13 protein-coding genes are annotated in these 13,124 nt (G+C 61.5%); 3 read left to right on the top strand and 10 right to left on the bottom strand.

Annotated elements, in window-relative coordinates; genetic code table 11:
• The first annotated feature begins 7 nt into the window (after positions 1 to 7).
• Together MUM_RS0108580 and bcsQ are read left to right on the top strand one after the other, a co-directional pair.
• Positions 8 to 1,135 carry an alginate O-acetyltransferase AlgX-related protein gene (locus MUM_RS0108580; protein WP_010169031.1) on the top strand — a complete coding sequence of 376 codons (1,128 nt, stop codon included), beginning with the start codon at positions 8 to 10 and terminating at the stop codon, positions 1,133 to 1,135.
• A gap of 172 nt (positions 1,136 to 1,307) precedes the next feature.
• Positions 1,308 to 2,249: a cellulose biosynthesis protein BcsQ gene (gene bcsQ, locus MUM_RS0108585; protein WP_010169033.1), complete on the top strand. Its 942-nt coding sequence runs from the start codon at positions 1,308 to 1,310 to the stop codon at positions 2,247 to 2,249.
• Positions 2,250 to 2,491: 242 nt separating this feature from the next.
• On the opposite strand, the gene MUM_RS0108590 is transcribed toward bcsQ, so the two are convergent.
• The 5 genes from MUM_RS0108590 to MUM_RS0108610 form a co-directional block, all read right to left on the bottom strand.
• On the bottom strand, positions 2,492 to 3,706 hold the full coding sequence (locus MUM_RS0108590) for a methyltransferase (protein WP_010169034.1): 1,215 nt from the start codon (positions 3,704 to 3,706) through the stop codon (positions 2,492 to 2,494).
• Positions 3,687 to 4,376 carry an ABC transporter permease gene (locus tag MUM_RS0108595; RefSeq protein WP_029615812.1) on the bottom strand — a complete coding sequence of 230 codons (690 nt, stop codon included), beginning with the start codon at positions 4,374 to 4,376 and terminating at the stop codon, positions 3,687 to 3,689. Before MUM_RS0108595 ends, MUM_RS0108590 begins: the two co-directional genes overlap by 20 nt.
• Before the next feature lie 38 nt (positions 4,377 to 4,414).
• Positions 4,415 to 5,110: an ABC transporter permease gene (locus tag MUM_RS0108600; protein WP_010169038.1), complete on the bottom strand. Its 696-nt coding sequence runs from the start codon at positions 5,108 to 5,110 to the stop codon at positions 4,415 to 4,417.
• 73 nt (positions 5,111 to 5,183) lie between these two features.
• Positions 5,184 to 5,933 (bottom strand): ABC transporter substrate-binding protein, encoded by a 750-nt coding sequence (locus tag MUM_RS0108605; protein WP_010169040.1) that lies wholly within the window; start codon positions 5,931 to 5,933, stop codon positions 5,184 to 5,186.
• Positions 5,934 to 5,946: 13 nt separating this feature from the next.
• A complete protein-coding gene (locus tag MUM_RS0108610) occupies positions 5,947 to 6,720 on the bottom strand; it encodes an ABC transporter ATP-binding protein (protein ID WP_029615813.1) in 774 nt (257 codons plus the stop codon).
• A 554-nt stretch (positions 6,721 to 7,274) separates the two neighbouring features.
• Here MUM_RS0108610 and gabP point away from each other — a divergent pair.
• Entirely contained in the window at positions 7,275 to 8,666 is a 1,392-nt protein-coding gene (gabP, locus tag MUM_RS0108615) for a GABA permease (protein WP_010169044.1), read from the top strand.
• A 50-nt stretch (positions 8,667 to 8,716) separates the two neighbouring features.
• Here the strand turns inward: gabP and MUM_RS0108620 are convergent, their stop codons facing one another.
• From MUM_RS0108620 to MUM_RS0108640, 5 genes are all read right to left on the bottom strand, one after another.
• Positions 8,717 to 9,130: a hypothetical protein gene (locus MUM_RS0108620; protein ID WP_010169047.1), complete on the bottom strand. Its 414-nt coding sequence runs from the start codon at positions 9,128 to 9,130 to the stop codon at positions 8,717 to 8,719.
• Between the two features lie 73 nt (positions 9,131 to 9,203).
• Positions 9,204 to 10,124 (bottom strand): alpha/beta hydrolase family protein, encoded by a 921-nt coding sequence (locus tag MUM_RS0108625; RefSeq protein WP_010169049.1) that lies wholly within the window; start codon positions 10,122 to 10,124, stop codon positions 9,204 to 9,206.
• A 133-nt stretch (positions 10,125 to 10,257) separates the two neighbouring features.
• The gene (locus tag MUM_RS0108630; RefSeq protein WP_010169051.1) at positions 10,258 to 11,277 is read right to left on the bottom strand and encodes a sensor histidine kinase; all 1,020 of its coding nucleotides are present in this window, start codon (positions 11,275 to 11,277) and stop codon (positions 10,258 to 10,260) included.
• Between the two features lie 9 nt (positions 11,278 to 11,286).
• On the bottom strand, positions 11,287 to 12,744 hold the full coding sequence (locus tag MUM_RS0108635; RefSeq protein ID WP_010169053.1) for an ATPase domain-containing protein: 1,458 nt from the start codon (positions 12,742 to 12,744) through the stop codon (positions 11,287 to 11,289).
• The gene (locus tag MUM_RS0108640; RefSeq protein WP_010169054.1) at positions 12,741 to 13,118 is read right to left on the bottom strand and encodes a hypothetical protein; all 378 of its coding nucleotides are present in this window, start codon (positions 13,116 to 13,118) and stop codon (positions 12,741 to 12,743) included. The genes MUM_RS0108635 and MUM_RS0108640 overlap by 4 nt, the downstream gene beginning before the upstream one ends.
• Between the last annotated feature and the right edge of the window lie 6 nt (positions 13,119 to 13,124).

The raw sequence follows: 13,124 nt of genomic DNA on the forward strand, positions 1-13,124 counted from the left end.
CCTGACGATGCCCGCCCCTACCGCGCCGACCCCACCGAGTGAATTGGCCATTCGCACCAGCCCCCTGGCGGGCTGGGTGCTGGTGCCTTTCCTGGCGGCGGGGCTGTTGTCTTGCGTCTGGCTGATGGTCAAGGGCCCGGTAAGTTTCCTGCCGCCCAAGGTCGACAGCGACATGCTGTTGCATGGCGACGTGACTCACCGGTTTGCCAAGGAGCTGTCCAAGGCGCCGATGGCCATCGAGGCGGCGAATCTGGAGCGCGGCGCCAGCTGGCTGGTGTTCAGTGACACCGGGCCGCGAGTCCGCCAGGGTTGCCCGGGCTGGCTGTTTATCAGCGATGAACTGAAGCTCAACCGCCACGCCGAAGACAATGCGCGCACCAAGGCAGACGCGGTGATCGACCTGAAAAAACAGCTCGGCCTACGCGGCATTGATCTGCAAGTGGTGGTGGTGCCGGACAAAACCCGCATCGCGGCCGCACAACGCTGCGGCGTGTATCGCCCGGCCGTGCTGGATGGCCGGATCCAGCAATGGACCACGCTGTTGCAAGCGGCGGGCGTTGAAGCACTGGATCTGACCGACACCCTGAAACCCCTGGGCCCGGATGCATTCCTGCGCACCGACACCCACTGGAGTGAAATCGGCTCGAACGCCGGTGCCCGTGCCGTGGCTCAGCGCATCCAGCAGCGCGGTATCCAGGCCACGCCGGAGCAAGCCTTCGACATCACCCAGGCGCCGCTCGCACCGCGTCCGGGTGACCTGGTACGGCTGGCCGGTCTCGACTGGTTGCCGCCGAAGTTGCAGCCAGTGGGCGAGCAGGTTGCGGCCAGTACGGCCCATGAGAAGGGGCCCGCGGCGTCCAGCAACCCTGACGATTTGTTCGGCGACGCCGGGCTGCCGAACGTGGCGCTGATCGGCACCTCGTTCTCGCGCAATTCAAACTTCGTGGGTTTCCTGCAAAAAGCCTTGAATGCACCGGTGGGTAATTTCAGCAAGGACGGTGGCGAATTCTCTGGCGCCGCCAAGGCTTATTTCGACAGCCCGGCGTTCAAGCAGACGCCGCCCAAGCTGCTGATCTGGGAGATCCCTGAGCGTGATTTGCAGACGCCTTACGATCCGATAAAGATTAGTCAGTAAATTGACCATTTACCGCTCGTCTTAAAGATTTCTTCAGAAACACCAAAATAATGACACTCTCGATCCTTTGTCACAGAATGCGTACACAAAGGCGCCCACAAAAAGACCTGCGGTAAGCATCAGTACAGCTGACCTTTCACGTCTTTACGATGCGTCGTGAGGAGTGTTGGCGATGAGCCGAACCGATGATCTTTTTGAGTTGTTTGATAAGACAACTGCCAGTGATGTCCAGGGAATGGATTCGATGCTGCAATTCTTCGAAGACATCCCCGTCGATGACAGCGCCAGCCTCAACATGGGCAGCGGCGCGTCGTTCTCCCGACATTCCCCTTGTGCCAACGAGCAGCCACGCGAAGCCGCGACCATCCGTGCGAACGTGGTGGCGCTGGTGTCCGTCAATGGCGGGGTCGGCCGCAGCACCCTGGCCACGGCGCTGAGCAGCGGTTTGCAGCGCGCTGGCCGGCCGGTGGTGGCGCTGGACCTGGACCCGCAAAATGCCCTCTATCACCACTTCGGCTTGAGCCACACCTTGCCCGGCATCGGGCGCACCAGCCTGCAGAACGAGCGCTGGAGCCACATCCTTCATTCAGGCTTCGCCGGTTGCCAAGTGATCACCTTTGGGGAAACCGATATCCGCCAGCAGGAAGACCTCCAGCGCTGGCTGAAACAGGAACCGGATTGGCTGGCGCAGCACCTGTCGGCCCTGGATTTGAGTGAGCAGGACACGGTGATCATCGACACGCCGGCGGGCAATAACGTCTACCTGCACCAGGCGCTGAACGTGGCCGATGTGGTGCTGGTCATCGCCCAGGCGGATGCCGCCTCCCTGGGCACCCTGGAGCAGATGGAGCAGTTGCTGGTGCCGCACCTTGATCGCCAGCCGGCGCTGCGTTGCCACTTCGTGATCAACCAGCTCGACGAGACTTCCGGCTTCAGCCTGGACATGGTCGAGGTGTTCAGGAAGCGCCTGGGTGACAACCTGCTGGAGGTGGTGCACCGGGACCCGGCGATCAGCGAGGCCCTGGCTTTTGGCAGCGACCCGCTGGATAACGAAGCGACGAGCATGGCCTGTGACGATATCAACGAGCTTTGCCGCCTGTTGATTGCCCGTTGAAAAGCCCGGGTTATGCCGCTAACGCCAGATGCTTATGCACAATCGGTTGGTTCGACATGTCATGAAACCGCAATTTTGCGGAGCGGTTCTCATCAGGCTGCAACTGCCTGTTTTGCGTGCGTTTTATTTTATGAACAAAAAATGACCAGTCAGCATTTTGCCCTGTAAAGCTTGCTGCTACGGCCTCCGCAAGAATTCCATCAACAGAGTTATCCACAGGGCACGCTGCGACAAAATGCCCCTTAATTGCGCTCGGCCAGCAGCATCAGGTTGCGCGGGGTCAGCGGTGTTTCGCAGAAGCTGCCGACGTGTACCGTGTAGCCGTTTTCCGTGAGAAACAACGCGCGATCCAGCACCAGCCACATTTCCAGCGGGCGCCGAAACAGACCACGCAGCAATTCCAGGTTTCTCACCTCGGCCAGGCGCCGCCAGCCTTGGGCCTCCAGCGCCAGCCAATCCTGTTCACCGGTGGATAATCCCTTGAGCGCCGCCAGTTCGCGGCAGTAGTCGGCGAAGGGCTTGGCCAGCCAACTCGTGGGCAGCGATGGCGTGGGCAGGTACTCGTCACTGCCGCGCAGTTGCCGTTGCAGGCCATCAAAGCCCAGGCGCCTGGCCATCGAGGTGTCGCGCTGCTGGCGCACTCGGGCCCCGGCGGTGACGGTTTCGCTCAGCGGCAGGCCGAGGTCTTCCACCGATAAACGCAGTGATGAAGCCTGGGCGGTCATCGACAGTGGCAGGTAATGCTCGGCGCGGATGCGGTTATAGCAGCACGGTGCCACGGCCAGTTGCCGGCAGCCGGCGGCGCTGGCCAGCTGGAGCAGACGCACATGCAGGTCGCCGCAGGCATGCAGGGCGACGGGGGTTTGCTCGGGGCTGATCTGCATGTCGGCCATCACGTCTTGCAGGCGATGGGCGACGGGTAATTGATGGTGTTCGCTGAGCGACTGCCCTGAGGCAATCAGGGCCGGGTCGTATTCCAGGCACGTCAGTTGCTGCCCGGGTTGCAGCAGGCGGCGGCCGAGGTGGCCCTTGCCGGCGCACCAGTCGAGCCAGTGTCGGGGTGTCCTGGAAAATTGCAGGGCCGCACCGAAGGCTTCGATCTGCTGCCATTTGCGGCCGGGTACATCGACGTTCAAACGATGATGGGCGGCTGGTAGCGCACTGGACGGTAAGTTATCCACAGCACTGAGATTCAGCGACTGCATGGCCAGCTCGGGAAAGGGCGCGGGTGCCGGCAGGGTGTGAGGTTGGTTATGGCTGCTTTCCGCGTCTGCCAGCGAGCGCTGTCGCAGCCAGTGGGCCAGCTCGGGGTGCCGGGTTTCCCACGGCAATTGCAGATGGGTAAAGGGCCGTGGTCGCCACAGCCCTTGATGCTCGATGAGGAACGCGTCCAGCGCCTGGAAGCGGGCGAGCAATTGCTCACCCGTCAACGAGGCGTCAGCGGCCCTGGCAGGCATCGACCCGCAACCAGCGTTCCAGCAGCTTGAAGAAGCGCACCAGCACGTAGGACATCAGCAGGTAGAACAAGCCCGCGGCGAAGAAGATCTCCACCGGCAGGTAAGTACGGGCAATGATCGTGCGGGCCATGCCGGTCAGTTCCAGCAACGTCACGGTACTGGCCAGGGCGCTGGCCTTGAGCATCAGGATCACTTCGTTGCTGTAGGCCGGCAGGCCGATGCGCGCGGCACGCGGCAGGATGATGTAGAACAGCGCCTTGGGCTTGGACATGCCCAGCGCCCGCGCCGCTTCGATTTCACCCGGCGGGATGGCCTGGATCGCGCCACGCAAAATCTCGGCGATGTAGGCGGCGGTGTGCAGGGTCATGGTGGCGGTAGCGCACCAGAACGGGTCCCGCAGGTAGGGCCACATGGCGCTTTCACGCACGGCGTCGAACTGCGCCAGGCCGTAATACACCAGGAACAACTGCACCAGCAGCGGCGTGCCCCGGAAGAAGAAAATGTAGCAATAGGGCAGGGTGCGCACGTACCACAGGCGCGAAGAACGTGCGATGCCCAGCGGGATTGCCAGCAGCAGGCCGGCGATCACCGCGATGGCCACCAGCTCCAGGGTCAGGGTCGCGCCCTGGGCCAGTCTTGGCAGCCACTTGATGATCACGGCCCAGTTCAGGCCGAGGTCGAAATGCGCCAGCCAGCTGTAGTCGCCACTCATTGCGTGCTCCTCGCAAAGCCGCGCGCGGCACGTTTTTCCAGGAAGTGCATGCCGGTCATCGCCAGGACGGTCAGGCCCAGGTACATGAAGGCCGCGACCATAAAGAAGGTGAAGGGCTGCTTGGTGACGGTCACGCCGATTTGCGCGTGGCGCATGATTTCTTCCAGGCCGATCACCGAGACCAGCGCGGTGTCCTTCATCAGAATCATGAACAGGTTGCCCAGGCCCGGCAGGGCGATGCGCCACATCTGCGGCATGATCAACCGGGTGAAGATCCGGAACTTCGACAAGCCCAGTGCGACACCGGCTTCACGGTGGCCCTTGGGGATTGCCAGGATCGCGCCGCGGAAGACTTCCGTGGCGTAGGCGCCAAAGCACAGGCCCAGGGCGATAACCCCGGCGGCGAAGGCGCTGAGGGACAGGTCGGGGTTGCCGAAGAATTCCCCGAGGGAACGCATCAGGTTGACCGTGCCGAAGTAAATCAGCAGTACCCACAGCAGTTCGGGGATTCCGCGAACCAGGGTGGAGTAGGCGCCGCCAAGCCATTGCAGGGGCTTGTACGGGGAAGTCTTGGCCAAGGCACCGGCCAGGCCGAGCACCAGCCCAAGGCACAGGGCCGTGAGCGCCAGCTTGACGGTCATCAGCGCGCCAGCGGCGAGCGCCGGGCCGAATCCGTAGAGGTCGAAATTCATGGTTTAGTCGTTTCGCAAGGCAAAGCTCAGGACCGGCGCACTCAAGCGAGCGCGCCGGGCAGGCCATTCAGGATCACTCGATGCTGAAAGGGAAGTACTTGTCGTTGATCTTCTTGTAGGTGCCGTCGGCCTTGATTTCGGCCAGTGCGGTGTTCAAGCGCTCGCGCAGTGCATCGCCTTTACGCACGGCGATACCGATCTTGTCGCTCTCAACCACCGGGTCGCCTTTGAATTCGTAGGCGGAACCGTCTTTGCTTTTCAGCCACTCGTACTGCACGTACTTGTCGGCCAGCATCCCGTCCAGTCGGCCGGAAGTCAGGTCGAGGTAGGCGTTTTCCTGGGTGTCATAGAGCTTGGCGGTGGTGTCCGGCAGCTTGTCTTCCAGGTAGGTACCGGCCAGCGTCGCGCGTTGTGCGCCGATGATCTTGCCCTTCAGGTAACCGGCGTCGGTCTTGAAGTCCTTGGTGGCTTTCGGCGCGATGAACTGCAGCTTGTTGGAGTAGTACGGGTCGGTGAAGTCGACGGCCTGCTTGCGTTCATCGGTGATGGACAGCGAGGAGACCAGGAAGTCGAACTTCTTGGCGTTCAGGGCCGGAATGATGCCGTCCCAATCGGAGACGTACACCTTGCACTCGACTTTCATCTTGGCGCACAGGGCGTCGCCGATGTCTTTGTCAAAGCCCACTACGTTGCCGCTGGCGTCTTTATTGTTGAAGGGCGGGTAGGCCGCTTCGATCCCCATGGTCAAAGTCTCGGCCATCGCCGAGGCGCTGAATGCCATCGAAACGGCGGCAGCCAGGAGGAATTTTTTATAGTTCTGCATGCATGTTGCTCCGTTAGCGGTTGCTGGACATGAATTGTTTGCAGCGCGCCGAAAGCGGGTTTTCAAATACCTGCTGTGGCGATCCTTGCTCTTCGACCACGCCCTGGTGCAGGAAAACCACTTCACTGGACACCTGACGGGCGAAGCCCATTTCATGGGTGACCAGCAGCATGGTGCGGCCTTCTTCGGCCAGTGCGCGGATCACATTAAGTACTTCCTGAACCATTTCCGGGTCAAGGGCCGATGTCGGCTCGTCGAACAGGATGACCTTGGGCTGCATGGCGAGGGTGCGGGCGATGGCCGCGCGTTGCTGCTGGCCGCCGGACAATTGCGCGGGGTAGGCGTGGCGCTTGTCACTGATGCCGACCTTGGCCAGCAAGGCTTCGGCGACTTCGATGGCTTCGGCTTTGCTTTGGCCCAGCACCCGGCGCGGAGCCTCGATGATGTTGTCGAGGATGCTCATGTGCGGCCACAGGTTAAAGTTTTGAAACACAAAACCGATCTCGCTGCGCAGGCGGTTGATCTGTTTGCCGTCGGCGGCCACCAGTTCACCGTTTTTCGCGGCCTTGAGCTTGAGCTCTTCACCGGCCACCAGGATTTGCCCCTGATGCGGGTTTTCCAGCAGGTTGATGCAGCGCAGGAACGTGGACTTGCCGGAACCGGAGGAACCCAGGATCGAGATCACATCGCCGTCGCGGGCGGTCAGCGAGATGCCTTTAAGCACCTCCAGCTCACCATAGCGTTTATGCAAGTTGCGGATTTCAAGCGCGGGCGTGGCCTCAGCCATGTGGGGTCCTCATTGTGTTCATTGCGCTCCTGCTGTTGGGCCGCCTTCCTGGCGAGGCGCCAAGCTAGCATAGCGTTTGGATGACAGCCAACAGCCCTGCGGACGGTAAACAGACGGTGTGCGGCAGGGTGTCGCATCGGCACAGCAGTGTGTCGCGCCATCAACAACCGAACAGCCGTTTGAACCAGGATTCCTGCAGGTTTTGCGTAAAAAAGGGCGCGATGGTGCCAGCTTTGGCCGGGTGTTGGAAGGGTTAAACGGGTGAACGGTCCATATCAGCCCTTTAATAGGGCGTCACGCACAATTTGTGTGTGTTTTTGGTGCGCGTGTTCGTCTTTCAAGTGGGTCGCACAGTAACGCTATAGCGGAATGCCATTAGTGTCAGTGACTTACGAGAGCCGTTGAGTTTCCCTACAGCCCGCGTCAATCATGGCTCTGTAACATTTTGGCGCAAATCTTGCGTAAAAAATAAAGAACGCCCCGTTGGTTTCTTTTCACGAGAGAGACGCCAGACCGGGTGGACCGTATTCGCAATTCCTCGCAAAGGTGTGTCAATGAGTAGTACGCAAAGCTCCAATGACCTCGAACAGGGGCTCAAACCGCGTCACGTCACCATGCTGTCGATTGCCGGCGTTATTGGTGCCGGGTTGTTTGTCGGCTCCGGCCACGCGATTGCGGCGGCAGGGCCTGCCGTACTGCTGGCGTACGCCGCCGCCGGTACCCTGGTGGTGTTGGTGATGCGCATGCTGGCCGAAATGGCCGTAGCGTCTCCGGACACGGGTTCGTTCTCTACTTATGCCGACCGAGCGATCGGGCACTGGGCTGGTTTCACCATCGGCTGGTTGTACTGGTGGTTCTGGGTGTTGGTGATCCCGCTGGAGGCCAACGCCGCCGCGACCATCCTGCACGCCTGGTTCCCCAATGTGGCGATCTGGGCCTTCACCCTGATCATCACCTTGCTGCTGACGGCGACCAACCTGTTCAGCGTGAAGAACTACGGCGAGTTCGAGTTCTGGTTTGCGCTGATCAAGGTGGTGGCGATCATCGGGTTTGTGATCCTCGGCATCCTGGCGATTTTCGGCTTCCTGCCGGGCAGCCAGGTCAGCGGCGTGTCGCACCTGTTCGACACCCAGGGCTTCCTGCCCAACGGCATGGGCGCGGTGTTGGCGGCAATTCTGACCACCATGTTCTCGTTCATGGGCACCGAGATCGTGACCATCGCGGCCGCTGAATCGAAGAACCCTGGCCAGCAAATCTCCAAGGCCACCAACTCGGTGATCTGGCGGATCGGCTTGTTCTACCTGGTATCGATCTTCATCGTGGTGGCCTTGGTGCCGTGGAATGATCCTGCGCTGGCGGCGGTCGGTTCCTACCAGACCGTGCTGGAGCGCATGGGCATCCCGAATGCCAAGCTGATCGTTGATCTGGTGGTGTTGGTGGCGGTGACCAGTTGCCTGAACTCGGCGTTGTACACCGCTTCGCGCATGATGTTCTCCCTGGGCCGTCGCGGTGATGCGCCAGCGGTGTCCAAAATCACCAACAAGAGCGGCACGCCTTACTGGGCGGTGTTGCTGTCTACCGGCGCAGCGTTCCTGGCGGTATTCGCCAACTACGTGGCCCCGGCGGCGGTGTTTGAATTCCTGCTGGCCAGCTCCGGCGCCATCGCGTTGCTGGTGTACCTGGTGATCGCCGTGTCGCAACTGCGCATGCGCCAGAAGCGCACGGACGCGGGCGAGAAGATTGCCTTCAAGATGTGGCTGTTCCCGGGCCTGACGTACGCGGTGATCGTGTTCATCGTCGGCGTGCTGACCATCATGCTGTTCCAGGAAGCGCACCAGGTGGAGATCATCGCCACCGGGATCCTGAGCTTGCTGGTGATTGCGGCGGGGCTGATTGTGTCGCGTCGGCGCAAGAGCCTGAAGGTAGGGGCTGCGGTGCTGAATTGATGTAGCGCGCGGCAAAAAAAATGGGAGCCTTCGGGCTCCCATTTTTTTGATCAGCTCTCTGAACTGACCAGCGCCTGTGACGCTGCGACGTAATCAGCCTGGAACTCTGGCGATTCAATCCACGCCAGGGCCGCTGCTTCATCCTCGGTATCCGTGGCCCACTGGCGATACTCGATCAGCGCCGCAAGGATAAAGTCAGTCGCTTCCTCTTCGCCTTCCTGCTCCAGCACGACCGCCAGCAGCGGGTGCGCGAGGAACACCGCACACAGCGCCTGTTGGCTGGTTTCGCCCGCAGTGCGCATCTCCAGGAACAACTCGGTCAAATCCACTGACTCAAGGTCAATGCGGCTGTCATCGCCGGCAAAGGCGTCCGGCTTGGTGGCGACGGCGCGTTGAGTGCGGTTCTGCTTGGCCTTGGCTTTTGCCCGGTGGGCGCGTTTTTGCTGCTTGTTCGGCGAGGCCATGGGCTCACGTCCTTGGTGTCAGGATCTGGGGATGGCGTATTGAAGCGCAGGTCGGGGGAAATCCCAAGGGTTTCTAAGTGCGACCCGTCACTTGGTGTCCCGGCGCGGCTTGGTCCAACTCCCCTCGCTGCAACCACGCCAACGCAATCGGCCACAATCGATCCTGATACTGGCTGCGAAAGAATGCGAAGTGTCCGACCTCCTTTTCGCCGATATCTTCAGGGGCGATTCGCAGATGCGTGCGTTCGCTGCTTTCGAAATAACCCAAAAGGCGCTCGATCGCCGCCACCGTGCCAAACGGATCATCAGTAATGCTGATCGCCAATACCTGTGCCTTCACCCGGGAAAACGGCAACTCACCCAAGGCCCTGCCGCTCGGTCGTTTTTCATAACCCGGCGTTGGCGTACTCCAGTCGCGCACCACACCCGTCGGGGTATCCTCCAGCCAGCCCATACGCTTGCCCGGAAAGTAGCCAAACACAGCGGTCACCAACGGCATCACCACGTGCCATTTGGCAAACATCCGCCAACGTGTGCTCACCTCATAGTCACGCCAGTAGGCAAACTGTGCGCCCACGGTGACCAATCGCCGAATCGCCGCCCCGGACGCTCCGAGTCCCGCCGCGCAGCCACCAAAACTGTGCCCGACCACATCAATCGGCTGCCCCGGAAACTCCCGCTGAGCCCGCTGCAGGATCGCTTCGAAATCCAGCACGCCCCAATCCGACCACGAGGCCTTGAACCCCTTCAGCGGGCCGCTGCGGGACTCGCCGATGCCACGGTAGTCGTAGGTAATGACGTCGAAGCCATTGGCAAACAGGTAGTCGGCAAAACGCGAGTAATGCCGGCAGCGCACCGAGGTCGCGGCGTTGATGATCACCACGGGGCGTTCGATGTCAGTCCTGATGTGGCGCCAGGTAAAACCGCCAATGGGATAACCGTCGGCGGCGGGCTCGCGGAATGCTTCGGCGGGTGGTTGGGTTGGCAGGTTCATGAGCGGGCTCGGTGCTTGCGCTTTCGATGGGGCATCAAGGCCCGTTCGCAGTTTTATAAGACGTCGAAGCTATCAAATTTCGCGTAATAAAAAACCCCAGGGATTTCTCCCCGGGGTTTTGGCGTTTGCCGGCCTATCGCACTAACGGCAGGGTCACCACAAACTCACTGCCCAGCCCGTCACCGTCGCTGATGGCGATCACCGTGCCGCCATGGGCTTCCACCAGCTCGCGCACCACCGTCAGGCCAATGCCCAGGCCGGCGCCGTTGAAGCCGACGGCGTGCACGTCCTGGACAAACGGATCAAAGATAAACGGCAACGCCTGGGCCGAGATGCCGATGCCGGTGTCGATCACGCTCAGTAGCAGCACTTTGCGCTCCAGTGTCACCGAGAGTCGCACAATGCCGCCGGCGGGCGTGTATTTGATGGCGTTGCCCAGGATGTTGCCGAGGATTTGCGTGAGGCGAATCGCGTCGCCGTTGACCATTAATGGTTCTTGCGGCACTTGGGACGTGAAGTGCAGCTTCTGGGTGATCATCGACGGTGTGCAGACTTCGATGGCCCGTTCAATGATCGGCACAATGTCCAGCACCTCGCAGTCCAGCCGCAGTTTGCCGGTGCTGGCGCGGGACACGTCCAGCAGGTCTTCCACCAGGCGCGACATGTGCTGCACCTGGCCTTCGATCAGCGATTGCATGCGCGGCAGTTCGGCGCTGGGGACGCGGGCGAGGCGGCCGGCGATCATGCTGATGGGCGTCAGCGGGTTGCGCAGTTCGTGAGCCACGAGCGCCAGGATGTTCTTTTGTTGAATCAGCGCGCGCTCGGCAGCGGCTTGTAGCTCCTGGGCGCTGAGGGCGGCAATCACCAGTTGGGCGTTGGCCTCGCGCATTTCCTGGGACAACTGCTGTTGCTCGCTGTGCCGGGGCGGGGCGGCATCGGATTGGGCGAGCAGAATGGCGAGCACCAGTTGTTGATTGGCCTCCACCAGATGCTCGATCTGCTGGGTGTCGCCCAAGCGGTTTTTGGCGTCGGTCAGCTCTTGTTGCAGGGCCGCGAGCACGGCGCGGGCCTCGACGGTTTTCTGGCCGAGCAGGAACAGTTCGCGTGCGGCACTGGCCACGGCGTCCTTGTTCTTGTCATCGGCCTTGCTCATGGGAGTGGCTCACACATTGACAGCACCGGGGTGCTGTCGGGTAGGGCGGCCGCCGAGCAGCCCTTCCTGGTCGGGCAGGCGTTCGCCGATTTGCAGGCCGTCGTCATCGATGTGGTACTGGCGCAGTTCATCGGAATGCGCGCTGGCGCGTACCTTGACCACGGCCATGATGCGCAACAGGCGGCTTTGCACTTCGATGTAGCGTTGCACGATGATCGCGTCGGTGAGGAACGCGGTGCCGTAGGGGCTGAAGCGCAGGTCGGTGTAGCGGTCTTCCAGCTCGGAGGTCATCAGCACGCTGACGCCGGCGCCGGTGAGGGCGGTGACCATGCGCGACAGTGATTCACGGAAATCATCGCGAAAGGTCGGCGCCAGGGCCAGCTCGAAGCCCGACAGCGAATCGATGACCACGCGGGTGGCCTTCAGGCGGGTGATTTCGTTGAGCAGCAAATGCACCACTTCATCGATGGACAGGTCGGGCGCACGGCTGTCCACCAGGCCCACCTGGCCGCTTTCAATCAGTTGTGCGAGCACCGCGTTCTGCAGGTGGTTGGGGCGTTGTTCAAACGCCGCGATCACGCCGGTTTCGCCGTTACGCGCACCTTCGGCCAGGAACGATGACGCGAGGATGCTTTTGCCGGAACCGGAAGGGCCGGCCACCAGCAACGAGTAACCCCGGGGCAGGCCGCCGCCGAGCATTTCATCCAGGCGCGGAACGCCCATTTTCAAACGTTGTGAGTCTGGCGCCAGCGGTGCGGGAATATTGGCAGCAGCCGGCGGGAAAACCTTGATGCCCGATGTCGCAATGCGGAAGGTGTGCAGCCCCGGCAAGGTCGGCTGGCCGCGCATCTTCATGATTTCCATTTTGCGTACCATGGAATTGCGTTGCACGCTCTGGCGCAGCCAGATCAGGCCGTCGGCCACGGTGAAAATCGGGTTGGTGTCGGTTTCGGTGAAGTACTCGCCAATCAGGAAGGTCGTGGCCTGCCAGGTGGTCATCAACATGCCCAGTTGCTGGACGAACTGCGGCAGGTTGTTGTTGGGGTTGTCCTGGGTCTGGCTGGCCAGCACCACCGAGCGGAACGAGTCGACAAACACCAGCGCGGGGGCATGGGTTTCGACGGCGACGACGATGCGCCGCAGCACTTCGTCAAGGTCGCCGGCCAAGGTGTCGTCGGCCAGGTTGATATAGCGAATCGAATGGTTGATGGCCTCGCTGTCGAAAAAATCGAACTGCTGCTGGTAACGCAGCATCTTCAGCGGTGGCTCGCCCAGCACGGTGAAAAACAGCGCCGGGCGTTCAGGCGTGGCCAGGGCGAACATCATCTGATGGGCCAGGGTGGTCTTGCCGCAACCCGGAGGGCCGGCGATCAGGTTGAACGAAAACTCCGGCAAACCTCCGCCAAGCACTTCGTCCAGTCCTGGCACGCCGGTGGCCAGGCGGTTGATTGTCACTTTGGTGCTCATGGCGAAGTATCCTGCGCAGGGTTGCCGCTCAAAGAGTTTTCCCACACGGCGCGCAGCAAGCGTGCGGTGAGCGAGGGCCCGATCAGTGTGGTCAGCAACTCATAAAGTGTCTTGAGCAGCGTTTCGCCGAAAAACAGGCTGTCGGCTTCGCTTTGCTCAAGCAGTAGGGTTTTGAGGGCCGTCATGTCGCGGGCGGGCAGGTTGTCAAAGCTGCCGGCCAGACGCGGATGGCTGGCGGCGCACAACAGCAGGCTGCGCCGGTACAGGGCGGCCACGCCGTGCTGGCCGATAATCGGGGTGAGGGCGCTGTCGATGTCCTGCAGGGTGGCAATAATTGCATCAGCTGCTCGTGACGGGCCGGGGTTACCGTCCATCCGCTG

Origin of the sequence: Pseudomonas sp. PAMC 25886 (assembly GCF_000242655.1) — a bacterium.
In the GTDB taxonomy this organism is placed as follows: Bacteria; Pseudomonadota; Gammaproteobacteria; order Pseudomonadales; family Pseudomonadaceae; genus Aquipseudomonas.